The sequence below is a fragment of the Nocardioides panzhihuensis genome (assembly GCF_013408335.1).
Classification (GTDB): domain Bacteria; phylum Actinomycetota; class Actinomycetes; order Propionibacteriales; family Nocardioidaceae; genus Nocardioides; species Nocardioides panzhihuensis.
The window spans coordinates 3,852,930-3,877,861 of record NZ_JACBZR010000001.1 but is presented as its reverse complement, the minus strand read 5'-3'; the positions used below and the strand labels follow the sequence as shown (position 1 = coordinate 3,877,861).

Genomic DNA, 24,932 nt, shown 5'->3' with positions numbered 1-24,932 from the left:
ATTCCTCTGGAGGACTCATGTTCCACCGACTCGGCACCTTCGTGGTGCGAAATCCGCGCCGGGTCCTGGTGATCGGCCTGGTCGCCCTCCTCGGCGCGATCTATCTGGCCACCTCGGCCTTCGGCAAGCTCGACGACGCCGGCTTCGACGACCCCGCCTCGGAGAGCAGCCGCGCCGCCGTCGCGTTCGAGGAGGGATTCGGCAACGACGCCGGATTCCTCCTGACCGTCAGCGCCGACGAAGGCACCGTGACCCAGGGTGCAGCCGCGAAAGACGCCCAGGCGCTCGTCGACCGCCTCCGCGCCGACGACGAGCTCACGGACGTGGTCTCCTATCTCGACGCGCCCGCCCGAGGCGTGGTCTCCGAGGACGGTGCTCACGGTCTGATCTCCGTCGGCGCGAAGGACCCCGAAGACATCGACGCCGCGGCAGTGATCGACCGCTATTCCGATGCTGGAGCCACCGAGGACACCACGACCGTCCACGTCGGCGGCCAGCTCGCCACCTTCGAGGAGATCAGCAGTCAGCTCGGCGGCGATCTAGCCCTCGCCGAAGCCATCGCGATCCCGCTGATGATCGCTCTGCTCATGCTGGCCTTCGGCAACATCGTCGCTGCCTTCGTCACCCTCGGTGTCGGCGGCTTCGCGATCGCCGGCACCTTCGCGGAGCTCTCCGTGCTCGGCTCGTTCACCGACGTCTCGGTCTACGCTCTCAACGTCACGACCGGCCTCGGACTCGGCCTCGCCGTCGACTACGGCCTCCTGATGGTGGCTCGGGTCCGCGAGGAACGAGCGGCTGGGGCAGCACACGCCGAAGCGGTCGTACGCGCGGTGGAGACAGCAGGTCGGACCATCGTCTTCAGCGCCTCAACGGTCGCGGTCTCGCTGGCCTCGCTGCTGATCTTCCCCCTCTACTTCCTGCGCTCCTCGGCGTACGCCGGCATCGGGGTCATGGTGATCACGGCCGTCGTCGCGGTGGTGATGCTCCCGGCCACGATCGCGCTGCTCGGTGACCGGATCGATGCGCTCCGGATCCCGGGCGTGCGCGGACTGCGCGGTGGTCCGGCCCCGTTCTGGACCCGCCTGGCCAGGTTCGTCACCAACCGCCCCTGGGTCGCGCTACCCGTGGTCGCCGTCCTGCTCGCGATGGCCGCGCCGTTGGCGGGGATCCAGTTCGGCACTCCCGACGACCGGGTGCTCCCGACGACGGCCGACAGCCGCCAGGCAGGGGACCTGCTCCGCGAGGAGTTCGACGGTGACAGCACCAGCCCCGTCACGGTGGTGACCACCTCGACCGTCGCGGACGATGAGCTCGGCACGTACGCCGCCGACCTCTCCCGTGTCGACGACGTCGACCGCGTCGACACCCGCCTGGGGACGTACGCCGATGGCACCCTCGTCTCGACGACGCCGGTCCTGCCTTCTGGCGACGGCGCGGACCAGCTCGCCGTCGTCAACCAGCTCGACCGTCAGTCCGAGGAAGCCCGTGACCTGGTCCGTGACGTCCGCGACGTCCGGTCGCCGGAAGGCACGGAGACCTTCGTCGGCGGCGGCGCCGCGGACCTGCTGGACTCCCTGGACGCGATCGGTGCCAAGCTCCCGTACGCCGCCTGCGGGCTCGCGATCGCAATGGTGGTGATCCTGTTCCTCTTCACCGGCAGTCTGATCCAGCCGTTGCGGGCGCTGGTGCTCAACATCCTCGGCCTCGGCGCGACCATCGGCGCGACGGTGGCGATCTTCCAGGAGGGCCTGGGTGCCGATGCCCTCGGGTTCACCGCAATGCCGTTGAACGTCTCGATGGTCGTGCTGCTGCTGGTCATCGCGTTCGGACTGTCGATGGACTACGAGGTCTTCGTGCTCGGCCGGATCACCGAGATGCGACGGCGTGGCCTGGGCAATGTCGAGGCGGTCGTGCAGGGGCTGGCCCGCACCGGCCGGATCGTCACCACGGCCGCGGCCCTGATCGCGACCAGCTTCTTCGCGTTCCTGGTCAGCGACATCAGCTTCATGAAGTTCTTCGGGCTCGGCGTCGGTCTGGCGATCCTCATCGACGCGTTCCTCATCCGCGGGATCCTTTTGCCCGCGGCCATGCGGATGCTCGGCGAGGCGGCCTGGTGGGCGCCACGACCGCTGCGGCGCCTGCATCGCAAGGTCGGTCTGAGTGAGGAGCCGGTGAAGGAGCCGATCCCGGTCCCCGTCTAGTTCAGGACGTACGAAGGCCCCCCCGGTGCGAGCACCGAGGGGCCTTGCGTGGAGCGGATCAGGCGAAGGCGCGCTCGATGAGCTCCTTCTGCTCGACCGTGTGCCGCTTGATGGTGCCGACGGCGGTGGTGGAGGAAGCCGGGCGGGTGATCGGCTCGACCTCACGGCCCAGCTCGGGAACCACGTTGAGGTAGTAGCTCGGCCACGGGCCCTGGTTGTAGGGCTCGTCCTGAACCCACTTGACCTTGGCGTTCGGGTACTTCGCGAGCTCGGTCGCGAGCTCCTCGGTCGGCCACGGGTAGAGCTGCTCGACGCGGACGATCGCGACGTCCTCACGCTCCCGCTTCCTACGCTCCACGACGAGGTCCCAGGTCAGACGGCCGGAGACCACCAGCACTGTGCTGACCTTCGAGGGGTTGGCCTCGGTGTCGGCGATGACCGGCTGGAACGAACCCGAGGTGAAGTCGGCCGGCTGTGAGGCGGCGTCCTTGCGACGCAGCATCGACTTCGGCGTGAAGACGATCAGCGGGCGGTGCTCCTCGCCGAGAGTGTGGGTGCGCAGCAGGTGGAAGTAGGACGCCGGAGAGGAGGGCTGAGCCACGACCATCGCCTCGTCGGCGCACAGCGTGAGGAACCGCTCGATGCGAGCCGAGGAGTGGTCGGCGCCCTGACCCTCGTAGCCGTGCGGCAGCAGCAGCACGACGCCGGAGTCCTGGCCCCACTTGGTCTTGCCGGCCGAGATGTACTCGTCGATGACCGACTGGGCACCGTTGACGAAGTCGCCGAACTGCGCCTCCCAGAGGACGAGCGCCTCCGGGCGGGCCACCGAGTAGCCGTACTCGAACCCGAGTGCGGCGTACTCCGAGAGCAGCGAGTCGTAGACGTAGAACTTCGCCTGCTCCTCGGTCAGGTTGTTCAGCGGCGTCCACTCGTCGGCGTTCTTGCGGTCGATCATGGTCGCGAAGCGCTGCACGAAGGTGCCGCGACGCGAGTCCTGACCGGCCAGACGCACCGGGCGGCCGTCGAGCAGCAGAGAACCGAAGGCGAGCGTCTCGCCGGTGGCCCAGTCGATGCCACCGTCGGAGATCTGGGTCGCGCGACGCTGCAGCTGCGGCATCACCTTCGGGTGGACCGTGAAGCCCTCCGGCGGGGTGACGTACGCATCCGCGATCCGCTTCAGCACGTCCTGGGTGATCGCGGTGACGGTCTCGCCGGCAGGCTTCTCGGGGTAGTCCGGGACGGTCTCCCAGGCCTGCGGCATCTTGTCGGCCTCGCGCACCTCGGTGAAGACCTGCTCCAGGCGAGCCTGGTAGGCGGCCAGGACCTGCTCGGCCTCCTCGATCGTGATGTCACCACGACCGATCAGCGACTCGGTGTAGAGCTTGCGGACCGAGCGCTTCTGCTCGATCAGGTCGTACATCATCGGCTGGGTGAACGACGGGTCGTCGCCCTCGTTGTGCCCGCGGCGGCGGTAGCAGATGAGGTCGATGACGACGTCCTTGTTGAACGCCTGGCGGTATTCGAACGCGAGCCGCGCGACTCGCACGCAGGCCTCGGGGTCGTCGCCGTTGACGTGGAAGATCGGCGCCTGGACCATCCGCGCGACGTCGGTGGCGTACAGCGAGGAGCGCGAGGAGCCCGGCGAGGTGGTGAAGCCGACCTGGTTGTTGATGACCAGGTGGACCGTGCCACCGGTGCGGTAGCCACGCAGCTGGGACAGGTTGAGCGTCTCCGCGACCACACCCTGGCCGGCGAAGGCGGCGTCACCGTGAACCAGCAGCGGCAGCACGGGGAAGACGGGACCCTGGTCGAGCACGTCCTGCTTGGCGCGGGCGATGCCCTCCAGGACCGGGTCGACGGTCTCGAGGTGGGACGGGTTGGCGGCGACGGAGACCTTGATCTTGTCGCCCAGGTCGGAGACGAACTCGCCCTCGGCGCCGAGGTGGTACTTCACGTCGCCGGAGCCCTGGACCGTGCGCGGGTCGATGTTGCCCTCGAACTCGCGGAAGATCTGGTTGTAGGACTTGCCGACGATGTTGGCGAGCACGTTGAGGCGACCGCGGTGGGCCATCCCGATCGTGACCTCGTCCAGACCGGCCTCGGCAGCGGCCTCGCAGACCTCGTCGATGACCGGGATCGCGGTCTCGCTGCCCTCGAGGGAGAACCGCTTCTGACCGACGAACTTCGTCTGCAGGAAGGTCTCGAAGGCCTCGGCCTCGTTGAGCTTCGACAGGATCCGGAGCTGCTCCTGGCGCGGGGTCTTGTCGTAGGGCCGCTCCACGCGGTCCTGGATCCACCGGCGCTGCTCGGGGTCCTGGATGTGCATGTACTCGATGCCGGTGGTGCGGACGTAGGAGTCACGCAGCACGCCGAGGATCTCGCGCAGCTTCATGAACGGCTTGCGGCCGCCGGCGAAGGAGCCGACCGGGAACTCGCGGTCGAGGTCCCACAGCGTCAGCCCGTGCGACTCGATCTGCAGGTCGGGGTGCGAACGCTGCTTGTACTCCAGCGGGTCGGTGTCGGCCATCATGTGACCACGCACGCGGTGGGCGTGGATGATCTCGCCGACCTTGACCTGCTTGGAGATCTGGTCGTCGTGGGTGGTGTCGATGTCCTGGTTCCAGCGGATCGGCTCGTAGGGGATCCGCAGCGACGCGAAGATCTCGTCGTAGAACTCGTTCTCACCGAGCAGGAGCTTGTGGACTGTGGCCAGGAACTCGCCCGACTGCGCGCCCTGGATGACCCGGTGGTCGTACGTCGAGGTCATCGTCATGATCCGCGAGACCGCGTTCTGGGCGAGCTTCGAGGGGGAGGCGCCCTGGAACTCGGGCGGGTAGTCCATCGAGCCCACGCCGATGATCGCGGCCTGGCCCTGCATCAGCCGCGGCACCGAGTTGTTGGTGCCGATGCCACCGACGTTGGTCAGGCTGACCGTGGTGCCGGAGTAGTCGGCCATGGACAGCTTGTTGTCCTTGGCCTTGCGGACGATGTCCTCGTACGCCGTCCAGAAGCCGGCGAAGTCCATCAGCTCGCAGCCCTTGATGGAGGGCGCGACCAGCTGACGGGTGCCGTCCTTCTTCTGCTGGTCGATGGCCAGACCGAGGTTGATGTGCGGCGGAGTCACCTGGGTCGGCTTGCCGTCGATCTCGGCGTAGGTGTTGTTCATCGCCGGCATCACCTTGATCGCCTTGATGATGGCGTAGCCGATGAGGTGGGTGAAGGAGACCTTGCCACCGCGAGCGCGCTTGAGGTGGTTGTTGATGACGGTGCGGTTGTCCCATAGCAGCTTGACCGGCATGTTGCGCACGGAGGTCGCGGTCGGCACCGAGAGCGACACGTCCATGTTCTTGGCGGTGGCGGCCGGGATGCCGCGCAGCGTGGTGTAGGTCGGCTCGTCGGTGACCGCGACGGCGGTCGGCTTCGGGGCGTCCTTGGGAGTGGGCTTCGCGGTGCCCGTGGCCGGCTCCGCTGCCTGGGAGGCCGGGCGCGGCTTGGCCTTGGGAGCCGGAGCCGCCTTCGCCACCGGCGCCTCGGTCGAGGCGGGGGTGGTCGGCGCGGGCGCGTTGGCGGGAGCGTCGGCCGGCGCGGTCGGGACCGGAGACTTGGCAGCGGGCGTGGCCGGGGCCGAGGCACCGTTCTGCGACGCGCCTGGCTGTCCGTTTGTTTCGAAGAACTTCACCCACACGGGGTCAACACTGCTGGGATCCTTCGTGTACTGGTCGTACATCTCCTCGACCAGCCACTCGTTGGCGCCGAATTCCGCTGGGATGTCGGCAGTGTTGGGGGACGGGGTGCCTGAGGACACGGCTTGATTCGCCTCTTCCGAATTTTCGCACTGTAAGAAATGGGTTGCCCACGGGCAAGGCTATCCCCCCGAACACGCAAATGCCCGATGCAGGCTCCACCTGTGGACAGGATGTAATCCGTCACACATCTTGCGTTACCTGCTGGGCGGAGTTGCAACCCGGGTCCTTGTGCGTACAGTGGCCCGGTCCGAGAGCACGTCGACGAGGCGGATCCCCCACATGACGAGCAGCAGCACAAGGCGCAGTCGGTCGACCGGTCGGCGCGTCGCGACGGCACTCACGGCGGCCTTCCTGAGTGGCACGGTGGCGCTCGCCGGATGCGGTGGTGAGCCCGACGAGCCCGCCGCTTCGTCGTCTGCGTCGCCGCCGCCACCGCCCAAGGTGAAGTCGGCCGCCAAGCTCATCCACGTGCAGGGCAAGTTCCCCAAGAGCCGGCACCAGGCGGTTGCCGCCAACGTCTCCGCTGTCGTCGACAGCTGGCTGCAGGCCGCGTACGTCGGGGGTGACTTCCCGCGCGCGACCTCGACCTACGGCAACGTCTTCCCGGGATTCTCCAAGGGCGCGGTCGCCCAGGCGGGCAAGCAGATGAGCCTGATGAGCAGCGCCACGATCGCTCCCCACATCGACAGCGTCGAGGTAGTCTCCAGCGACGTCCACGTCGACCTGCTGGCCAACAACAACTACCCGGTCGGCGCGGTCGCGCGGGTGCGGCTGGTCTACGACACGACCGGCGAGCGCGAGTCGCGCCAGATCGTCCGCGGCAGCCTCGACATGGTGCCGACCAAGAGCTCCTGGGCCGTCTTCGGCTTCAACATCACTCGCGAGGAGACGGCGGCCACGCAGCCGTCCCCGTCGCCCAGCCTGTCCGCGACCACCAAGTCGGGAGAGAAGCCGTGAACCCTCTGACGAAGCTCGTACGCCGCCGTCTCCTGACCACGCTGGCGCTCGGCCTGGTGCTCGCGACGACCGCCTTCCTGGTGCCCGACGCCCAGGTCGCCGAGCCGCGTGCGGAACTGATCGCGACCAAGTGGGCCAAGGGCCTCGACGTCGCCCAGCACACCCGCAAGGGCGGCACCATCTGGGTCCTCGCCGTCGGCTCGGACGCCCGCCCCGGCCAGAAGGTCACCCGCAGCCGCGGCGACGCGCTGCACCTGATCGGCTTCAACCCGTCCTCGGGCCATGCGACCGACATCAGCATCCCGCGCGACTCCTACGTCAACATCCCCGGTCATGGCCGCTCCAAGATCAACGAGGCGCTGACCCTGGGTGGCCCGAAGCTGATGGGCCGGGCCGTCGGCAACCTGGTCGGCGTGCAGCCGCAGTACGTCTTCGTCACCTCCTTCTCCGGCATGAGCGACCTGGTGATCGGGATCGGCGGGGTCGACGTCGACAACCCGCGCGCCTTCAGCGACCCCTACGTCGCGCGCTACGGCTTCAAGAAGGGCCGGATCCACATCAGCGGCCCGCACTCGGTCGACTTCGCACGGGCCCGCAAGACCCTGCCCGGCGGCGACTTCGACCGCTCGGCCAACCAGTCCCGGGTCATCCGCGGCATCCACCGCAAGATCGTCGCCCGTCAGAACGAGACCGGCTTCATGGCCAAGGGTGTCTCGCTGGTGATGAAGAAGATGCACACCACCGGCCTCTCCGGCCGGGACCTCTACCAGCTGGCCCACGCCGTCGCCGCGATCAACCCGAGCAAGGTCCGCACCTGCGTCCTTCCCGGCGGGATCGGCAACGCCGGCGCCGCCAGCGTGGTCTTCCCCAACGTCGGAGCAGCCCGCGCGATGGGCAACGACGCGCGCAACGACGGCCGGCTCAACCGCGGCTGCCGCGGTTAGCTCCTAGCCCTCACGAAGTCGCGCACCAGCGGCGCGACCCGCTCGGGATGGTCGGCGACCACCCAGTGGGAGCCCTCGATCTCGTGGACCGTCAGGTCTGCGACGTACGGCTTCGGGGCCTCGGCCGCCAGGGCGCGGCTGACGTAGGCGTCGCCGATCGGGGCGATGACCTGGACCGGGACGGTCACCGGACGCGGCCGCGGGCGGGTCATCCGGGCGATCGCGTTGGCTCGGTAGAGCTCGAGGCCGTTGATCCGGTCGGAGCGGGTGCGGTCGAGGGCCGAGCCACCGACGATCCGGTCGAGAAGGCCCGAACGCCAGGCGAGCTCGGGAAGCAGCGGCGCCTGGAAGAACCCGATGTAGGTCGACCCGGCACCCTGCCTGAGGCGCGCGAGCACTCCACGGACGGTTCTGCCGGGCGTACGCAGCCAGGCCCCGGTCTGGTCGAGGCTCGGTCCGGAGATCGATGTGAACGACGCGATCCGTTCGGACGGTACGTTTCCGGCGACCGCCTCCCAGGTCTGGGTCGAGCCCCAGTCGTGGGCGAGCAGGTGCACCGGCGCGGCCGGGCTGACCGTGTCGATGACGGCCTGCAGGTCGGCGTTGAGCTGCTCGACCAGGTAGCCCTCGCGCGTGGCCGGTGCCTGCGAGCTGCCGTGGCCGCGCACGTCGTACGTCACGATCCGCAGGTCGCCGCCCAAGATCCGGACCAGCGGGAGCCACACGCTGGAGTTGTCGGGGTAGCCGTGGACGCAGACCAGTGTCGGGCGGGTGTCGCCGGGAGAGCCGAAGTCGGTGACCGCCAGTCGGAGCCCGTCGGTGGTCGTCACGTGAAGGGTGCTCACGGACCGAGGCTAGTCGGACGAAGTTCACCCCCACGTGACACGATTCGGGCATGGACATCAGCTATCCGGTCACGATCGCCGCGGCTCGCACCTGGTTCAAGCTCGGCGACATCAAGATCAACATGACCGGCGTGGAGCACATCCCGGAGTCGGGCGGTGCCCTGCTGGCGGTCAACCACCTCTCCTTCGTCGACTACGTCATGGCCGGGTTCCCCGGGGCCGAGCGTGGTCGGCTGACCCGCTTCATCGCCAAGAAGGAGGTCTTCGACCACCCCGTCGGAGGCCCGGTGATGCGCTCGTTCCATCACATCCCGATCGACCGCAGCTACGGCGCGGCCGGGATGCAGAAGGCCGTCGACTACCTCCAGAACGGTGAGGTCGTCGGGATCTTCCCCGAGGCCACGATCTCGCGCTCATTCCTGATCAAGGACCTCAAGACCGGCACCGTGCGCATCGCCGCCGAGGCCGGTGTCCCGCTGATCCCCGTCGTGCTGTGGGGCACCCAGCGGATCATGACCAAGGGTCAGAAGGTCGACCTGTCGCGTCACAAGACGGTCGGCATCGAGATCGGCCCGCCGCTGCCGGTGACCGGTGAGGACCCGGCCGCCGAGACCGCGGCGCTCAAGGCGCAGATGGAGGGCATGCTCGACCGGCTGATCAAGGCGCACCCCGCCGAGGAGCAGCCTCCGGGCTCGTGGTGGCTGCCGAAGGCGTACGGCGGCTCGGCCCCCACGCTCGAGGAGGCCGAGGCGATGTACGCCGAGGAGCGCAGGCTCCGCGCCCAGCGGAAGGCCGCGAAGCGGAAGTCCTAGCTGGCTGGCTAGGTCGGGGCGCCGACCTTGTCCGGGAAGAGGCCGCGCTCGGCGGCGGTCATCGCGGTGATGGCGACATCGAGGAACTCCTCGATGACGTCGTCGTAGTTGTGGATATTGCCTGGTCGGGGATCCTGCCCGGTGGCTCCGATGAGTGTGGCGATGGCCTCGCCGGCCTCTTCGCTCACCTTCGCAACTCTCCCCCAGAGAACGGCTTCCGCGTCGCGATCGCCCTGGGACTCATCGAGCCACCGGGACAGATACGCGAGCAGAGCCGGCGTAGCGTCGGTCATGCGGTCGGAGTCTAGGGCGCTCCCGGTAATTCGGTCGAGCCTTAGGTTTAGGGGCTACTCGGCAGGTTGGTAGACGCCGAGCCGATTCCCGGACGGGTCGGTGAAGATGAAGCGACGCCCGCCGGGGTAGTCGTAGGGCCCCTCGGCGACGGTGCCGCCGGCCTTCTCGACAGCCGCCACCGCGGCATCCAGGTCGGCCGTCCGGATCAGCGGGAGCGGGGCGACCGGGGTCTCGGAGGCGTACATCCCGCCGTTCTCGTCCTTGCCGTCCGGGCCGACGATGCCGGCGTACATGCCGCCGTAGTCGTTGAAGGACCAGCCGAAGGCGGACTCGTAGAACGTGCGCGAGGCCGGGAGGTCGGTGACCGCGAGCTCGAGGTAGTCGATGTGGAGTGCATTCATGTTCCGCGACGCTACCTGCGACCACCGACACCCGGACTCAACCGAAGTCGACCTCGAAGCCCTCGCCGCGGAACGACGCGATCTTGGTGGCGTCGCGGAGGTAGGCGAGCGGGCCGTCGGGGTCGAAGTTCCAGCTGCCGCGTGCGGGCAGGAGCTTGGCCCGACCGCTCATGGTGAGCCAGGCGGTGTCAGGGTGCTCCTCGATCCCGGGCTGCTCCACGTTGCCCTGCATCGGGACCCGGGGAGCGATCCGGGTGACGTCGCTGAACCGGGCCGTTGCGATCGGGCCCTCGTCGTGGCTCGCCTCCCAGGTGTGGGTCGACAGCGGCCCCTTGGTGGACGACCCTCCGCTGAACTTGGCCAGCCCCTTCGGGATCGCCCACAACGTACGGCCGCCGGCGACGGAGTCGGGGGAGTCCACCCAGATGTCGACCACGCTCACCGCCTTCTTCCCGTTGGACGCGGTGATCACCCGGGCGGAGAGGAGCTCGTGGTAGGTCAGCGGGCTGGGTGCGGTGTAGTCGACCAGGGCGACGGCGTAGATGCCCTTCGGGTGCCGCTCGTCGACATGGTGTCCGAGCCGGTAGACCGAGAGCCACATCGATCCGTGCATGTGCCATGGGGCTGGGGGATAGCTGGTCACGTACGACTCCCGAATTCTGTTGTCGATCCATGTCGAGATGGTGATGCTCTGCTCGACGCGTTGGTGAGTGGCGATGGTCGCCACGCTTGCACAAGGAGACCAGAGATGACCGACCAGGTGAAGGGCCCCGCCTCCTACTTCCCGTCCATCGAGAAGAAGTACGGCCGTCCGATCGCTGAGTGGAAGCAGATCATCCGCGACCACGGGAGCAGCAAGCACATGGAGCTCGTGGCCCACCTGAAGAGCGAGTACGCCCTCGGCCACGGTCACGCCAACGCCCTCGTCGCGCACACGATCGCCGAGGGCTTGTGAGCACGGACCGGAACCGTTGCGCGTGTGACGATCGAGGTGCCTCAACTGCCTCAGGTTCAACGGTTCCGGTCCGTCGCCAACCCAGTGACGCCTTTGGGAAACCCGATGGCAGGCCGCGTACGTCGCCTGGGACGCTGTTGTCATGACGACCTGGTTCACCTCCGACCTGCACTTCGGGCACGCGCGGCTGCTGGAGCTCTCGGCGGGTCGCGGGGCGGCGTTCGCTTCCGTGGAGGAGATGAACGAGACGCTGGTCGACAACTGGAACTCGGTCGTCGGCGGTGAGGATGTGGTGTGGGTCCTGGGTGACTTCGACATGCACGGGAAGGACGCCTCGCTCGCACTCGTGTCACGACTGAACGGGACGAAGGTGCTGGTCAGCGGCAACCATGACGCATGCTGGGCCGGCGTGCGGGACGGGTGGAAGAAGCGATCGAGCTACCTCGAGGCTGGCTTCGCGGCGGTGATGGACTTCGCGGTCACGAAGCTGCCGCCGCTGGGGCCGGAAGCGTCGGCGACGAGAGTGCTGCTTTCCCATTTTCCCTACGCCGGGGACTCGCACGACGAGGACCGCTACGAGCAGTTCCGTCTCCGTGATGAGGGCATTCCGCTGCTGCACGGACACGTCCACGAGGCGTTCCGTGAGCGGCGTACCGCCAAGGGCACCTGGGGCATCAACGTCGGAGTCGACCACTGGGACTATCGCCCGGTCTCGGGCGAGACCCTCGCCCTCCATCTCGACGAGCTGAGGCGCACTGCTGGTTGACTTCGCCCATGCGCGACGGGCCATCGTGCTGGTCGCGCTGTCGTCGTGATCGTCCGCGCCGGCGAGGTGAGCGTGGCCGTCGCCGCGACCCTCGCCGTCATGGCGGTGCTCGCTGTCGAGCCGATCCTCGACAGGCGCGGGAAATGAGAGAGACCGCTGGTCACCCAGCGGTCTCGTCTGTGCCCCCGGCAGGAATCGAACCTGCGGCCTACGGTACCGGAAACCGGCGCTCTATCCCCTGAGCTACGGAGGCATTGCACCGCCTGAGCGATGCAGATGGAACCCTACAGGCTGGGACGGATAACGGTGAAACCGACTGGCGCTTATACGCTGGACCTCGTGACTCCTGAGCAGCTTTCCACCGCGGTCGTCGATGTCCTCACCGCGCTCGTCGATGAGGGTGCGATCGCCCTTCCCGACGGCGTACCGAGCACTGTCACGGTGGAGCGACCCCGGCAGAAGGGGCACGGCGACTATGCCACCAACGTCGCGCTGCAGCTGGCCAAGAAGGCCGGCATGAACCCGCGTGCGCTGGGGGAGCAGGTCGCCGAGAGGCTGAAGGCCACCGACGGGATCGCCGACGTCGAGATCGCCGGACCGGGTTTCCTGAACATCTCCGTGGAGGCCGGTGCCCAGGGCAAGGTGGCGGGTGAGATCGTCGCTGCCGGCGCCGCCTACGGCAACAACGAGGCCTTCGCGGGACACAACATCAACCTGGAGTTCGTCTCCGCCAACCCGACCGGCCCGCTGCACCTCGGTGGTGTCCGCTGGGCCGCGGTGGGCGACGCGCTGGGCCGCGTCCTCGAGGCGAGCGGCGCCGAGGTCACCCGGGAGTACTACTTCAACGACCACGGCGGCCAGATCGACCGCTTCGCGCGCTCTCTCCTGGCCTGGGCGCAGGGCAAGCCGGTGCCGGAGGACGGCTACGGCGGGGCGTACATCGAGGAGATCGCCAAGCAGGTCATCGCCAAGGAGCCGGGCGCGCTCGACGGCGACGACCCGCAGGAGGTCTTCCGCGCGGTCGGCGTCGACCTGATGTTCGCCGAGATCAGGCAGAGCCTGCACGACTTCAACGTCGACTTCGACGTCTACTTCCACGAGGACAATCTGCACAAGTCCGGTGCCGTGGACCGCGCCATCGCGAAGCTCAAGGAGCTCGGCAACGTCTACGAGAAGGACGGCGCGATCTGGCTCGCGACCGAGAAGTTCGGTGACGACAAGGACCGCGTCGTGATCAAGGCCGACGGCAACGGGGCCTACTTCTCCGGCGACCTCGCCTACTACCTCGACAAGCGCGAGCGCGGCTTCGACCGCTGCTTCATCATGCTCGGCGCCGACCACCACGGCTACGTCGGCCGGATGATGGCGATGTGCGCCGCCTTCGGCGACACCCCCCACGAGAACCTCGAGATCCTGATCGGCCAGATGGTCAACCTCCTCAAGGACGGCCAGCCGATGCGGATGTCGAAGCGCGCCGGCACTGTGGTCACCATCGACGACATCGTCGAGGCGATCGGTGTGGATGCGGCCCGCTACGCGCTGGCCCGCTACTCCAGCGACTCCAACATCGACATCGACCTGGACCTGTGGGCCAAGGCCGACAGCGCCAACCCGGTCTACTATGTGCAGTACGTCCACGCGCGCACCTGCCGGATGATGGCCAACGCCGCCGACCTCGGCATGCAGATCGACCTGGACACCTTCGACCCCTCGCTGCTCATCCACGAGCGGGAGGGCGAGCTCCTGCGCGCTCTCGCCGAGCTGCCCCGCGTGGTCGCCACCGCCGCCGAGCTGCGGGAGCCCCACCGGGTCGCCCGCTACCTGGAGGACACCGCCGGGATCTTCCACCGCTGGTACGACGATGACGAGTGCCGGATGCTGCCCAAGGGCGACGAGCCGGTCGCCCCCGTCAACCTGGCTCGCCTGGCGCTCGTCTCGGCTGCCCGCACCGTCTTCGCCAACGGCCTCGGGCTGCTCGGGGTCTCCGCTCCGGAGCGGATGTGAGCGCGCACGCATCGCCGGGTTCTTTCACCGGCACCTCCCCGGTGTGGCTGAAGACCCCGGACGACGTCAACGCCCTCGTGCCCGCGCTGTGGTCGGCGACGGCCGAGAAGACCGACGGTGTCCTCACCGTCGGTGGTGTCGCGGTGCCCGACCTGGTCGCGAACATCAACACCCCTGCGTACGTCCTGGACGAGGCCGACTTCCGCGAGCGTGCCCGTGCGTTCCGTGACGCCTTCACCGGCTACGACGTCTACTACGCAGGCAAGGCGTTCCTCTGCACCGAGGTGGCGCGCTGGGTGGCGCAGGAGGGGCTCTGCCTCGACGTGTGCTCCGACGGCGAGCTCTCGGTCGCGCTGCGCGCCGAGGTGGACCCGGCGAAGATCGGCTACCACGGCAACAACAAGGCGCCGATGGAGCTGCGCCGGGCGATCGTCGCCGGCGTCGGACGGATCATCGTCGACTCCTTCGCCGAGGTCGAGCGGGTCGCCGCGATCGCCGCCGAGACCGGTGTGACCGCCCGCGTGATGGTGCGGGTGACCGCCGGGGTCGAGGCCCACACCCACGAATACATCGCCACCGCCCACGAGGACCAGAAGTTCGGCTTCTCGATCTCCTCCGGCGACGCCTTCGAGGCCGTACGCCGCCTCCTGGCCGCCCCGAACGTCGAGCTGCGTGGGCTGCACTCCCACATCGGCTCCCAGATCTTCGACTCCTCCGGCTTCGAGGTCGCCGCCCGGCGAGTGCTGGCGTTGCAGGCTCGGATCCGCGACGAGCTCGGCACCGAGCTGCCCGAGATGGATCTCGGTGGTGGCTTCGGCATCGCCTACACCACCCAGGACGACCCCTCCACGCCCAAGGCGCTCGCCGAGGAGCTGACCGCGATCGTCGAGCACGAGTGCCGTGGCTTCGGCCTGGCCGTGCCGCACCTCTCGATCGAGCCGGGCCGGGCCATCGTCGGGCCCTCGATGTGCACCGTCTACACCGTCGGCACGGTCAAGGAGGTCGCCCTCGACGGCGGCGTCACCCGGACCTATGTCAGCGTCGACGGCGGGATGAGCGACAACATCCGCACGGCCCTGTACGACGCCGACTACTCCGCCACCCTCGCCGGCCGGTCCTCGAACGCCGGGCCCGTCCTGGGTCGCGTCGTCGGCAAGCACTGCGAAGCCGGCGACATCGTGGTCAAGCACGAGTTCCTGCCCGGGGACATCGCTCCCGGAGACCTGATCGCAGTGCCGGGCACCGGCGCCTACGGGCGTTCCATGGCCTCCAACTACAACCACGCGCTTCGGCCCCCGGTCGTCGCGGTCCGCGACGGGGAGTCCCGCGTCATCGTCCGGCGTGAGACCGAGGCCGACCTGTTCGCCACCGACATGGGCTAGCCCCAGCCGAGACGTCAGTTACGTCGGCCGAGGCGTCAGTTGCGTCGGCCGAATGGGCACGCCGATGCCCATTCGACCGACCGGGGTGACGCTTCGAGCGACCGGGGTGACGCTTCGGCCGACGGGGGTGACGGCTCAGTCCGATCGAAGCGCGCGCAGGACCGCGCGCCCACGCGGTGAGAGGCGATAGCCGACCGGGAGGGACTCGGTGAGACCGAGCTCTTTGAGACGGCGGATGTCGGTCTTGAACGGCTTCTTCTCGCGTCCGATCGAGGCCGCGATGGTCTCGGCGAGCTCCCCGGGGCGGGCCTCGATGAGCTCGAGATGCTCCCGCGTCCATGGCCCCCGACGACTGCGCCGGTCCATGTCGGCCAGCTTCGCGACCAGCGCGGCGGTCTCCTTCTTGCCCGGGCGCTTGGCGCGCAGCGCGATCCGCTCGTCGTCGCCGGCGTAACGCACCTCGATCCGGTAGACCTCCCCGTCCTTTCGGGACAGGAAAGCCAGCAGGTCTGGGAGCGTCGTACCTGCCCGGCTGGCGTCCTCGTCGGTGAGCGCACCACAGGTCACCGGGGACACTGCGACGAACTCGACCACACCTATCCGAGTGCGCTGGCGACCGCCGGCGACATGCATCGGACGCTTCCAGCGGCGGAAGGCGAGATCGATATCGCCGGAGTGGATGCGTTCGAGGTCGGCGTTGGGGAACAGCACCCACCTATCAAACCTCGTAATCAAGAAATTCGGTTTCGCCTTCCCGAAATCCTGTGGTGCAGGCCCCTACGATGGAGCGCATGCCGAGGGGCGCCTACTCAGATGGAGCCGCGGCGCCGTCGCAGGCGCCGCGAGCCTCTGTCGCCCGCATGACGAAGGAGCGGCGCGACAGCGTGACCCGCGCCGCGCAGACGTTCGGCTGGTCGGTGGTGACCGGCAAGGCCGCGGCGCAGCGGCCGGTTCGGTGGGAGGTGCTGGGGACCGACGTACGCGCCGAGCGCTGCGACCTCGTCGTCGACGGCTCCTGCGACGGGATCCTGGTCGAGTACTGGCACGGCAAGGCGTCCCCGGGGAAAGGTTCCTGGCGCCCGGCGCGCTGGGTGGTGGTGCGGGTCCCCGCGCACCTGCCCAAGACAGCCGCGATGATCGGGCTCTCGCCAGGCTCCGGCAACACCGGCACCGGCCGGGTGCCCACGCCGATCTTCTTCCCGCCGGAGTTCCGCGCCAAGACCAGCGTGACCACTCCCGACGGGGCCGTCATCGCAGCGGACGAGGAGCACGCCCGGTCGCTGTCCCGGTTCGCCAGCCACGTCGTCGACGAGCGGCTGTGGGTGGTGGCCCGCAACGACGCCATCACGGTCACCACCGACGTGGAGCCGGACGCGGAGGAGCTGCTCCGGCGCGTACGCCTCGCTCGTGACGTCGCTGCTGTGCTCCGGCCGATCCCGGAACTCGCCTGAGGTCTTCCGGAAAGACCTTGACCTCAAGTCAACTTGAGCATGTTGACTCTCCGTATGAGAGCGATCAGACAGCACGAGTTCGGCGGCCCGGAGGTCCTGCGCATCGAGGAGGTGCCCGACCCGACACCGGGACCGGGCCAGGTACGCATCAGGGTGGAGGCCGCCGGCGTCCACCGTCTCGACACCTCGATCAGAGCGGCCGACCTGCCGCCGACGATGCCGCGCCCGGAGCTTCCGATGACGCCCGGTCGTGAGGTGGCCGGGGTCGTCGACGAGATCGGTGAGGGCGTCGACGAGGCCTGGCAGGGCGCGAAGGTCGTCGCCCATCTGGGCGTGGGGAGCAGCGGCGGCTACGCCGAGCTCGCCGTCGCCGACGAGAAGCAGCTCTATCTCCGCCCCGACGGCCTGGAGCCGGCCGACGCCGTGGCCGCGATCGGCACCGGCCGCACCTCGGCCGCTGTGCTCGAGGACGCCCAGATCACCCCCGACGACGTCGTCGTGGTCACCTCGGCGGCCGGTGGCATGGGTGCGATCCTGCTCCAGGGCATCCGCAACGCGGGCGCTCGTGCGGTGGGGCTCGCGGGCTCGGACGCCAAGCTCGAGATCGCCCGCGGGTTCGGTGCGCAGACGGTCGTCGATTACCGCAAAGACGGTTGGCTGGAGCGGCTTCGCGCCGAGGAGCCCCGGATCACGGTCCTCCTCGATGGGCTCGGGGGTGACGTACCAAGGCAGGTCTATGCCCACCTGGAGGCCGAGGGCCGGATGGTCCGGTTCTCCGGCGACCAGGACGGCTACGAGGGCGGCGCCAAGATCATCGACATCCTCGGCCCGCGGGTCCTGGGCCGGATCAAGGAGTTCGAGCGGGCCTCGCTCGAGGCCGCCGCGGACGGCACCCGCAAGCCGTACGTCGGCTCCGCCTTCCCCCTCGCCGCCGCGGCCGCGGCCCATCGGGCGCTGGAGGCTCGCGAGACCACCGGCAAGGTCGTGCTCCTGGCCTGAACCGAAGCGGGCGGAGGTGTCCGCGCCTAGAGCGGAAGTCGGACCCGGGAGCCTGTCCCGGATACCCTTGGCGCGTGAGCAGCAACAAGACGACCACGCACGCCGTCGAGCCCCTGGGCGTCGCCGTCCTCGGCTGCGGTGTGGTGGGGTCCCAGGTGGTCCGGCTCCTGCTCGAGGGCGATGCGGATCTCGCCGCCAGAGTGGGTGCCCCGTTGGAGATCAGAGGCGTGGCCGTACGCCGCCTCGACGCTCCCCGCGACGTCGAGGTGCCCGCGGAGCTGCTCACCACCGACGCGCAGGGCCTGGTCAGCCGCGACGACGTCGACCTCGTGATCGAGGTGATCGGCGGCATCGAGCCGGCCCGCGGCCTCATCCTCCAGGCCCTGGAGAGCGGCGCCAGCGTCGTCACCGCCAACAAGGCGCTCCTCGCCGAGGACGGCCCGACGCTCTACGAGGCCGCCGAGAAGGCCGGCACCGACCTCTACTACGAGGCCGCGGTGGCCGGTGCGATCCCGATCCTCCGCCCCCTGCGCGACTCGCTCGTCGGCGACCACGTCACCAAGGTGATGGGCATCGTCAACGGCACCACCAACTACATCCTCGACAAGATGGACACCTACGGCGCCGGCTTCGAGGAGGCTCTCGTCGAAGCCCAGGAGCTGGGCTATGCCGAGGCCGACCCGACCGCCGACGTCGAGGGGTTCGACGCCGCCGCCAAGGCCGCCATCCTGGCCTCGCTCGCGTTCCACACCCGGGTGACCGCCAGCGACGTCTACCGCGAGGGCATCACCGAGGTGACCGCCGGTGACGTCGCCTCCGCCAAGGCCATGGGGAGCGTCGTCAAGCTGCTCGCGATCGCCGAGCTCGACGACGACGACGTCTCGGTCCGCGTCCACCCGGTGATGATCCCGCGCAGCCACGCGCTGGCGACCGTACGCGGCGCCTACAACGCCGTCTTCGTCGAGTCCGCCTCGGCGGGTGACCTGATGTTCTACGGCCAGGGCGCGGGCGGGGAGCCCACCGCGAGCGCCGTCCTCGGTGACCTGGTCACGATCGCGCGCAACAAGGTCCTCGGCACCCGCAGCTTCGGCGAGTCCTCCTACGCCGCCCGCGCGGTGCGTCCGATGGGGGAGACCGTCACCCGCTACCACGTCAGCCTCGACGTGGCCGACAAGGCCGGCGTGCTCGCCGCCGTCGCGACCGCCTTCTCCGAGCACGGCGTCTCGATCAAGGCCGTCCGCCAAGAAGGACGCGGCGAGGACGCTCAGCTCGTCGTCGTGTCCCACGAAGCCCCCGATGCCGCGCTCGCGGCGACCGTGCAGCACCTGCGCGAGATGGAGTACGTCCGCGACGTCGCCTCGGTGATGCGCGTAGAAGGAGCAGTCTGATGACTACGAGCCAATGGCGCGGCGTGATCGAGGAGTATCGCAACCTCCTCGACATCCCCCAGGACACCCCGGCGGTGACGCTCGGCGAGGGCGGCACCCCGCTGGTCCACTCCGAGTGGCTCTCCAGCGCCACCAAGGGTGAGGTGTGGCTGAAGGTCGAGGGTCAGAACCCGACCGGCTCCTTCAAGGACCGCGGCATGACCGCGGCCATCTCCGTCGCCGTCCACGAGGGCGCGAAGGCCGTCGTGTGCGCCTCGACCGGCAACACCAGCGCCTCGATGGCCGCCTACGCCGCCAAGGCCGGGATAACCCCGGTCGTGCTCGTCCCCAACGGCAAGATCAGTGCCGCCAAGATGGCCCAGGCGCTGGTCCACGGCGCCGAGGTGGTCAAGGTACGCGGCAACTTCGACGACTGCCTCAAGCTCTCCCGCGCGCTCGCCGACAACTATCCGGTCGCGCTGGTCAACTCCGTCAACCCGATCCGGCTCGAAGGCCAGAAGACGGCGGCCTTCGAGGTGGTCGACCGCCTCGGCGACGCTCCCGACTACCACCTGATGCCGATCGGCAACGCCGGCAACCTTTCCGCCTACTGGCTCGGCTACGAGCAGTACGCAGCGGCCGGCCACGCCACCAAGACCCCGGTCATGCGCGCCTTCCAGGCCGAGGGTGCGGCGCCGCTCGTGCTCGGCCACCCGGTCGAGCATCCCGAGACGAAGGCGACCGCGATCCGGATCGGCAACCCGGCCTCGTGGCAGCTCGCCGAGGCCGCGGCCACCAAGTCCGGTGGCCGGTTCCGCGCGCTCACCGACGAGCAGATCCTCTCCGCCCAGTCCCAGCTCGCCCGCAATGACGGCGTCTTCGTCGAGCCCGCCTCGGCGGCGGGTGTCGCGGGTCTGCTCGCCGACCTCGAGGCGGGGGAGACCTACGCCGGAGCCACCACGGTCATCACCGTCACCGGTCACGGGCTCAAGGACACCGCCACCGCGCTGGAGTTCTTCGGTGAGCTGACCGAGATCGTCATCGACGCCGACCTCGAGGCCGCGGCGGCCGCAGCCGGGCTCGCGTAGCAGCAACGATGACCTTCGTAGAAGGCCCGGTGACCGTCACCGTCCCGGCCACCTCCGCCAACCTCGGTCCCGGCTACGACTCGCTGGGGCTGGCGCTCGACCTGCGTGACGAGCTCACCGGCGAGGTGTTCTCGACAGACGCGGTCGCCGGCGGCCTGGAGGTCACCGTCGAGGGTGCGGGCGAGGGCACGGTCCCGCTCGACGAGTCCCACCTCGTCGTACGCTCCATGCGGGCCGCCTTCGAGATCATCGGCAAGCAGCCGGCCGGACTGAAGCTGCACTGCCGCAACCAGATCCCGCATGCCCGCGGGATGGGTTCGTCCTCGGCCGCGATCGTCGGCGGCCTGGTGCTGGCGCGGGCCCTGGTCGCCGGGGGAGAGCTGATCCTCGACGACGAGACGCTCTTCCAGACGGCTGCCGAGATCGAGGGTCACCCCGACAACGTCGCGCCCGCCTTCTACGGAGGTTTCACGATCGCGGGTGAGGACGATGCCCTGCCAACAGGCTCCAGAAGGCACTGTTTTGCGGTTCGCACCGCCGTGGACCCGAGGGTCAGCGTCGTCGTCTTCGTCCCCCCGACCGGTGTCGAGACCAAGACCGCCCGCGGGCTGCTGCCCAAGACGGTCCCGCACTCGGATGCGGCGGCCGACGCGGGTCGTACGGCCCTCCTGGTCGCGGCGCTGAGCGACGCGCCGGAGCACCTGCACCGCGCCACCCGAGACTTCCTCCACCAGGAGTATCGCCGACCCGCCATGCCGGAGTCGCTGGCCTTGGTCGACGAGCTGCGCGCCGACGGCGTCGCGGCCATCGTCTCCGGCGCCGGACCGACGGTCCTGGCCTTCAGCAACGGCGTGGAGTCGGCCGAGACGACCAAGCTCGCCGCCCGCTGTCCGGCGGGTTGGAGCTGCCATGCGCTGAGCGTCGACATGGACGGCGTACGCATCCTCTGAACTGCCGTCCGGGCCCGTGCTGTCATGGGTGCTGTGCGTGTTAGCCTGGATGCACATCTGGCCGTTCAGGCCTTCAGGATGTGATCCCCCTTTCGTGCCGTGCCACTTCGTTTGGCGCGCGTCGGCCCGTCAGGGGTTCTGACAAACGAGCCGTCGGTGTTGTACGCCGATCGGCGATACGTGGGAAAGGACTCACGTGACTGAGACCATGGAATCCACCGCTCCGGAGCCGAACGCCCCGAAGAAGCGTGGTGGCCTTGGCGGAATGCTCCTCGCCGACCTCAAGGCGATGGCCAACGGGATGGGCATCGCCGGAGCGAACTCGATGAAGAAGGCCCAGCTGATCGACGCGATCAAGGCTGCCCAGGGCAACCGTGCGCAGTCGGCGCCGGCGCAGAAGGCTGAGAAGCCTGCCGTCGAGAAGCCTGCCGTCGAGAAGCCTGCGGCAGAGAAGCCTTCCGAGAAGACCGCCGAGAAGCCTGCTGCCGAGAAGCCTGCTGCCGAGAAGCCGGCGGCGAATACCGCAGAGAAGACCACAGAGAAGCCTGTCGAGAAGCCGGCGGAGAAGCCGGCCGAGAAGGCCGAGAAGCCCGCGGAGAAGTCCGCCGAGGCCGCCGACGCCGGCAACGAGGGCGGCCAGCGCCCACGCCGCCAGCGCAACCAGAGCCAGAACAAGAGTGGCGGCCAGGGTGCCCAGGGCGGCCAGGGTGGCCAGCCCGCCGGCGGCGGTCAGCCCGCCGGCGGCGGTCAGCCCGCCGGCGGTGGCCAGGGCAAGGGCCCGGCCAGGTCCGGCCAGCCTGCGGCCGAGAGGAAGAACGAGGAAGCCCAGAAGGAGAAGCCGGCCGAGCAGGTCGACGACTCCGGCGATGACGACGGCGAGGGCGGCAGCCGCCGCAACCGCCGGCGTCGTGGTCGTGACCGCGAGCGCAACCGCCCGGGCCGTGGCGAGCCGGACACGACCGTCCTCGAGGACGACGTGCTGGTGCCCGCCGCAGGCATCCTGGACGTACTCGACAACTACGCCTTCGTCCGCACCTCCGGTTACCTCCCCGGACCCGACGACGTCTACCTCTCCCTGTCGCTGGTCAAGCGCCTCGGCCTGCGCCGTGGCGATGCGATCGTCGGTCAGGTGCGCCAGCCCCGCGAGGGTGAGCGCAAGGAGAAGTACAACCCGATGGTGCGCATCGACTCGGTCAACGGTGCCGACCCCGAGGTCGCCAGGCACCGCGTCGAGTTCGACAAGCTCGCCCCGGTCCACCCCGACCAGCGGCTGCGCCTCGAGGGTGGCCCCGACCCGGTCACCGGCCGGATCGTCGACCTGGTCTCCCCGATCGGAAAGGGCCAGCGCGGCCTGATCTCTGCTCCGTCGAAGGCCGGCAAGACCACCGTCCTGCAGGCGATCGCCGGCGCGATCACCGCCAACAACCCCGAGTGCCACCTGATGGTCGTGCTCGTCGACGAGCGCCCCGAAGAGGTCACCGACTTCGAGCGGAGCGTCAAGGGCGAGGTCATCGCCTCCACCTTCGACCGGCAGCCGGCCGACCACACCGTGGTGGCCGAGCTGGCCATCGAGCGGGCCAAGCGTCTGGTCGAGCTCGGTCACGACGTCGTCGTCCTGCTCGACGGGCTGACCCGGCTCGGCAAGGCCTACAACCTCTCGGTCCCGGCCTCGGGCCGGATCCTCGGTGGCGGCGTCGACTCGGCGGCGCTCTACCCGACGAAGCGGTTCTTCGGTGCGGCTCGCAACGTGGAGGACGGCGGCTCGCTGACCATCCTCGCCACCGCTGCGGTCGAGACCGGCTCCAAGACCGACGAGATCATCTTCGACGCGTTCAAGGACACCGCCAACTCCGAGCTGCGACTGAGCGAGGAGTACGCGGAGGCCGGGATCTTCCCTGCCGTCGATGTGAACGCCTCCGGCACCCGTCGCGACGACCTGCTCTTCACCGGCGGCGAGGGCGACGCGGTGCGCAAGCTGCGCGCTTCCCTGGCCACGCTGGAGGGTGCGAAGGCCGCCTCGGTCCTGGTCGACAAGGTGTCCGGTTCGGCCACCAACATGGTGCTGCTCAGCGGGGTCGCCAAGAGCTGAGACGACCGTAGCGAGGCCGAGCGGCGAGCTTGCTCGTCCGCTCGCGCCGAGCGAGGGAGTGACCGCGCGAAGCGCGGACGCGAGGTGCGTCTGGGGCCGTCGGGAATTATTCGCGGCCCCAGACGTTCACATACACTGAATCCTCGGTGCCGGTTCACGTCCCGCAACCTGCGGCGGCGACCCGGGGCCCCATGTCTTGAGAGGAACCTCATGAAGCCCGAGATCCACCCGACTTACGTCGACACCCAGGTCACCTGCACCTGTGGCAACTCGTTCACCACCCGCAGCACCGTGAACGGGGGCGCCATCCGCGCCGACGTGTGCTCCAACTGCCACCCGTTCTACACGGGCAAGCAGAAGATCCTCGACACCGGCGGTCGCGTGGCTCGCTTCGAGGCTCGCTTCGGCAAGCGCAGCAAGTAGCTGCTTCCCAGCGCCGGCCCCTGCATTCGCGGGTGGCCGGCGCTGGCGTATTTCAGCGACCACACGGTTTGAACACCCACTCCCGGGCGGAGATGTCCCGCCGGAGCGAAGCGGAGGCGCAAGACAATGCAGTTTGATGCGGTCGAAGGGCTCATCGAGGAGCACGTAGGGCTGGAGAAGCGGCTCGCCGAGCCCGAGACCCACGCCGACGCGCGCCTGGCGAAGAAGCTCAACCAGAGGTACGCCGAGCTGAGCTCGATCATCGCCGCTTACCACTCCTGGCAGCAGCTCGGGGACGACCTCGAGGCCGCCCGTGAGCTGGCGGGAGAGGACCCCTCGTTCGCCGAGGAGGCCGAGGCGCTGGTGCCCCAGCGAGAGGTCGCCGAGGAGCGGCTGCGTCGGCTGCTCGTGCCCCGCGACCCGACCGACGACAAGGACGCCATCCTCGAGGTGAAGTCGGGGGAGGGTGGCGAGGAGTCGGCCCTGTTCGCCGGCGACCTGCTGCGGATGTACTCCCGCTACGCCGAGCGCCAGGGCTGGAAGCTCGAGTTCCTCGATGCCAACGAGTCCGACCTCGGCGGCTACAAGTCGGTCACCGTCGCGGTGAAGGCGAAGGGCAACTCTGAGCCCGGCCGCGCCCCTTACGCGCTGCTCAAGTTCGAGGGTGGCGTGCACCGTGTCCAGCGAGTCCCGGTCACCGAGTCGCAGGGCCGGGTGCACACCTCGGCCGCTGGTGTCCTCGTGGTTCCCGAGGCCGAGCCCATCGATGTCGAGATCAACGACAACGACCTCCGCATCGACGTCTATCGCTCTTCGGGCCCAGGCGGCCAGTCGGTCAACACCACCGACTCCGCGGTCCGGATCACCCACGTCCCCACCGGCATCGTCGTCTCGATGCAGAACGAGAAGTCGCAGCTGCAGAACAAGGAGCAGGCGATGCGCGTGCTGCGCTCGCGCCTGCTCCAGGCCGCCCAGGACGCCGCCGACGCGGAAGCATCTGACGTCCGCCGCTCCCAGGTGCGCACCGTCGACCGCTCCGAGCGGATCCGCACCTACAACTACCCCGAGAACCGCATCTCCGACCACCGCACCGGCTACAAGTCCTACAACCTGGACCAGGTCCTGGACGGCGACCTGGAGCCGGTGATCGGAAGCGCGGTAGACGCCGACCTGGCTGCCCGCCTGGCCGGCCTGGAGTCCTGACCCGCCGAGGCGTCGATTTCTGGCGTCGACACGTCAGTTTGTGAGACCGAGAGGT

General features: G+C 69.1%; 22 protein-coding genes and 1 tRNA gene. 16 read left to right on the top strand and 7 right to left on the bottom strand.

The features are described 5' to 3' along the window. The first annotated feature begins 17 nt into the window (after positions 1-17). Positions 18-2,201, top strand: coding sequence for an MMPL family transporter (locus tag BJ988_RS18350; RefSeq protein WP_179659387.1), 2,184 nt, complete (start codon positions 18-20; stop codon positions 2,199-2,201). A gap of 58 nt (positions 2,202-2,259) precedes the next feature. Here the strand turns inward: BJ988_RS18350 and BJ988_RS18345 are convergent, their stop codons facing one another. Continuing rightward, positions 2,260-6,006 carry a multifunctional oxoglutarate decarboxylase/oxoglutarate dehydrogenase thiamine pyrophosphate-binding subunit/dihydrolipoyllysine-residue succinyltransferase subunit gene (locus BJ988_RS18345; protein WP_179659386.1) on the bottom strand — a complete coding sequence of 1,249 codons (3,747 nt, stop codon included), beginning with the start codon at positions 6,004-6,006 and terminating at the stop codon, positions 2,260-2,262. 220 nt (positions 6,007-6,226) lie between these two features. Between BJ988_RS18345 and BJ988_RS18340 the strand changes: the two genes are divergently transcribed. Together BJ988_RS18340 and BJ988_RS18335 are read left to right on the top strand one after the other, a co-directional pair. Next, positions 6,227-6,904 (top strand): hypothetical protein, encoded by a 678-nt coding sequence (locus tag BJ988_RS18340; protein WP_179659384.1) that lies wholly within the window; start codon positions 6,227-6,229, stop codon positions 6,902-6,904. After that, the gene (locus BJ988_RS18335; protein ID WP_179659382.1) at positions 6,901-7,848 is read left to right on the top strand and encodes an LCP family glycopolymer transferase; all 948 of its coding nucleotides are present in this window, start codon (positions 6,901-6,903) and stop codon (positions 7,846-7,848) included. Before BJ988_RS18340 ends, BJ988_RS18335 begins: the two co-directional genes overlap by 4 nt. Here BJ988_RS18335 and BJ988_RS18330 read toward each other — a convergent pair. Then, positions 7,845-8,693, bottom strand: a complete 849-nt coding sequence (locus BJ988_RS18330; RefSeq protein ID WP_179659380.1) for an alpha/beta fold hydrolase — start codon at positions 8,691-8,693, stop codon at positions 7,845-7,847. The two genes, BJ988_RS18335 and BJ988_RS18330, sit on opposite strands and share 4 nt — an antisense overlap. 50 nt (positions 8,694-8,743) lie before the next feature. Here BJ988_RS18330 and BJ988_RS18325 point away from each other — a divergent pair, with 50 nt between their 5' ends. After that, on the top strand, positions 8,744-9,505 hold the full coding sequence (locus tag BJ988_RS18325) for a lysophospholipid acyltransferase family protein (RefSeq protein ID WP_179659378.1): 762 nt from the start codon (positions 8,744-8,746) through the stop codon (positions 9,503-9,505). Positions 9,506-9,513: 8 nt separating this feature from the next. Here BJ988_RS18325 and BJ988_RS18320 read toward each other — a convergent pair whose 3' ends face one another. From BJ988_RS18320 to BJ988_RS18310, 3 genes are read right to left on the bottom strand one after another with little or no spacing between them, the layout of a single operon-like run. After that, a complete protein-coding gene (locus BJ988_RS18320; RefSeq protein ID WP_179659376.1) occupies positions 9,514-9,798 on the bottom strand; it encodes a MazG-like family protein in 285 nt (94 codons plus the stop codon). A 54-nt stretch (positions 9,799-9,852) separates the two neighbouring features. Next, complete coding sequence (locus BJ988_RS18315) at positions 9,853-10,200, bottom strand: VOC family protein (RefSeq protein WP_179659374.1); 348 nt, start codon at positions 10,198-10,200, stop codon at positions 9,853-9,855. A gap of 37 nt (positions 10,201-10,237) precedes the next feature. Further along, positions 10,238-10,927: an acetoacetate decarboxylase family protein gene (locus BJ988_RS18310; protein ID WP_179659372.1), complete on the bottom strand. Its 690-nt coding sequence runs from the start codon at positions 10,925-10,927 to the stop codon at positions 10,238-10,240. Between the two features lie 21 nt (positions 10,928-10,948). Here BJ988_RS18310 and BJ988_RS18305 point away from each other — a divergent pair, with 21 nt between their 5' ends. Next, positions 10,949-11,155, top strand: a complete 207-nt coding sequence (locus BJ988_RS18305; RefSeq protein ID WP_179659370.1) for a DUF4287 domain-containing protein — start codon at positions 10,949-10,951, stop codon at positions 11,153-11,155. A 142-nt stretch (positions 11,156-11,297) separates the two neighbouring features. After that, positions 11,298-11,921, top strand: a complete 624-nt coding sequence (locus BJ988_RS18300) for a metallophosphoesterase (protein ID WP_179659368.1) — start codon at positions 11,298-11,300, stop codon at positions 11,919-11,921. Positions 11,922-12,101: 180 nt separating this feature from the next. On the opposite strand, the gene BJ988_RS18295 is transcribed toward BJ988_RS18300, so the two are convergent. After that, positions 12,102-12,174: transfer RNA gene (locus BJ988_RS18295), tRNA-Arg, on the bottom strand. A gap of 86 nt (positions 12,175-12,260) precedes the next feature. Here BJ988_RS18295 and argS point away from each other — a divergent pair. After that, entirely contained in the window at positions 12,261-13,925 is a 1,665-nt protein-coding gene (argS, locus tag BJ988_RS18290; protein WP_179659366.1) for an arginine--tRNA ligase, read from the top strand. Then, positions 13,922-15,307, top strand: a complete 1,386-nt coding sequence (gene lysA / locus BJ988_RS18285; RefSeq protein WP_179659363.1) for a diaminopimelate decarboxylase — start codon at positions 13,922-13,924, stop codon at positions 15,305-15,307. The genes argS and lysA overlap by 4 nt, the downstream gene beginning before the upstream one ends. A 135-nt stretch (positions 15,308-15,442) precedes the next feature. Here lysA and BJ988_RS18280 read toward each other — a convergent pair whose 3' ends face one another. Then, positions 15,443-16,018, bottom strand: coding sequence for an ASCH domain-containing protein (locus BJ988_RS18280; RefSeq protein WP_179659361.1), 576 nt, complete (start codon positions 16,016-16,018; stop codon positions 15,443-15,445). Between the two features lie 80 nt (positions 16,019-16,098). Here BJ988_RS18280 and BJ988_RS18275 point away from each other — a divergent pair, with 80 nt between their 5' ends. The 8 genes from BJ988_RS18275 (at position 16,099) to prfA (ending at position 24,877) form a co-directional block, all read left to right on the top strand. Then, positions 16,099-16,758 carry a hypothetical protein gene (locus tag BJ988_RS18275; RefSeq protein ID WP_179659359.1) on the top strand — a complete coding sequence of 220 codons (660 nt, stop codon included), beginning with the start codon at positions 16,099-16,101 and terminating at the stop codon, positions 16,756-16,758. A gap of 54 nt (positions 16,759-16,812) precedes the next feature. Next, the gene (locus BJ988_RS18270; RefSeq protein ID WP_179659357.1) at positions 16,813-17,757 is read left to right on the top strand and encodes an alcohol dehydrogenase catalytic domain-containing protein; all 945 of its coding nucleotides are present in this window, start codon (positions 16,813-16,815) and stop codon (positions 17,755-17,757) included. 74 nt (positions 17,758-17,831) lie between these two features. After that, complete coding sequence (locus tag BJ988_RS18265) at positions 17,832-19,145, top strand: homoserine dehydrogenase (RefSeq protein ID WP_179659356.1); 1,314 nt, start codon at positions 17,832-17,834, stop codon at positions 19,143-19,145. Next, positions 19,145-20,212, top strand: coding sequence for a threonine synthase (gene thrC, locus BJ988_RS18260; protein WP_179659354.1), 1,068 nt, complete (start codon positions 19,145-19,147; stop codon positions 20,210-20,212). The genes BJ988_RS18265 and thrC overlap by 1 nt, the downstream gene beginning before the upstream one ends. 8 nt (positions 20,213-20,220) lie before the next feature. Further along, the gene (thrB, locus tag BJ988_RS18255; protein WP_179659352.1) at positions 20,221-21,162 is read left to right on the top strand and encodes a homoserine kinase; all 942 of its coding nucleotides are present in this window, start codon (positions 20,221-20,223) and stop codon (positions 21,160-21,162) included. Between the two features lie 196 nt (positions 21,163-21,358). Next, the gene (gene rho, locus BJ988_RS18250) at positions 21,359-23,251 is read left to right on the top strand and encodes a transcription termination factor Rho (RefSeq protein ID WP_179659350.1); all 1,893 of its coding nucleotides are present in this window, start codon (positions 21,359-21,361) and stop codon (positions 23,249-23,251) included. Positions 23,252-23,461: 210 nt separating this feature from the next. Next, a complete protein-coding gene (gene rpmE, locus BJ988_RS18245; RefSeq protein ID WP_179659348.1) occupies positions 23,462-23,674 on the top strand; it encodes a 50S ribosomal protein L31 in 213 nt (70 codons plus the stop codon). Positions 23,675-23,800: 126 nt separating this feature from the next. Next, on the top strand, positions 23,801-24,877 hold the full coding sequence (prfA, locus tag BJ988_RS18240) for a peptide chain release factor 1 (protein WP_179659346.1): 1,077 nt from the start codon (positions 23,801-23,803) through the stop codon (positions 24,875-24,877). The last annotated feature ends 55 nt before the right edge of the window (positions 24,878-24,932 follow it).

Bases quoted from the DNA above. Each gene is read 5' to 3' on its own strand.
- BJ988_RS18350 (WP_179659387.1), top strand. From the start codon at position 18: ATGTTCCACCGACTCGGCACCTTCGTGGTGCGAAATCCGCGCCGGGTC.
- BJ988_RS18340 (WP_179659384.1), top strand. From the start codon at position 6,227: ATGACGAGCAGCAGCACAAGGCGCAGTCGGTCGACCGGTCGGCGCGTC.
- BJ988_RS18325 (WP_179659378.1), top strand. From the start codon at position 8,744: ATGGACATCAGCTATCCGGTCACGATCGCCGCGGCTCGCACCTGGTTC.
- BJ988_RS18320 (WP_179659376.1), bottom strand. From the start codon at position 9,798: ATGACCGACGCTACGCCGGCTCTGCTCGCGTATCTGTCCCGGTGGCTC.
- BJ988_RS18315 (WP_179659374.1), bottom strand. From the start codon at position 10,200: ATGAATGCACTCCACATCGACTACCTCGAGCTCGCGGTCACCGACCTC.
- BJ988_RS18305 (WP_179659370.1), top strand. From the start codon at position 10,949: ATGACCGACCAGGTGAAGGGCCCCGCCTCCTACTTCCCGTCCATCGAG.
- BJ988_RS18300 (WP_179659368.1), top strand. From the start codon at position 11,298: ATGACGACCTGGTTCACCTCCGACCTGCACTTCGGGCACGCGCGGCTG.
- BJ988_RS18275 (WP_179659359.1), top strand. From the start codon at position 16,099: ATGCCGAGGGGCGCCTACTCAGATGGAGCCGCGGCGCCGTCGCAGGCG.
- BJ988_RS18270 (WP_179659357.1), top strand. From the start codon at position 16,813: ATGAGAGCGATCAGACAGCACGAGTTCGGCGGCCCGGAGGTCCTGCGC.
- thrC (WP_179659354.1), top strand. From the start codon at position 19,145: ATGACTACGAGCCAATGGCGCGGCGTGATCGAGGAGTATCGCAACCTC.
- thrB (WP_179659352.1), top strand. From the start codon at position 20,221: ATGACCTTCGTAGAAGGCCCGGTGACCGTCACCGTCCCGGCCACCTCC.
- rpmE (WP_179659348.1), top strand. From the start codon at position 23,462: ATGAAGCCCGAGATCCACCCGACTTACGTCGACACCCAGGTCACCTGC.
- prfA (WP_179659346.1), top strand. From the start codon at position 23,801: ATGCAGTTTGATGCGGTCGAAGGGCTCATCGAGGAGCACGTAGGGCTG.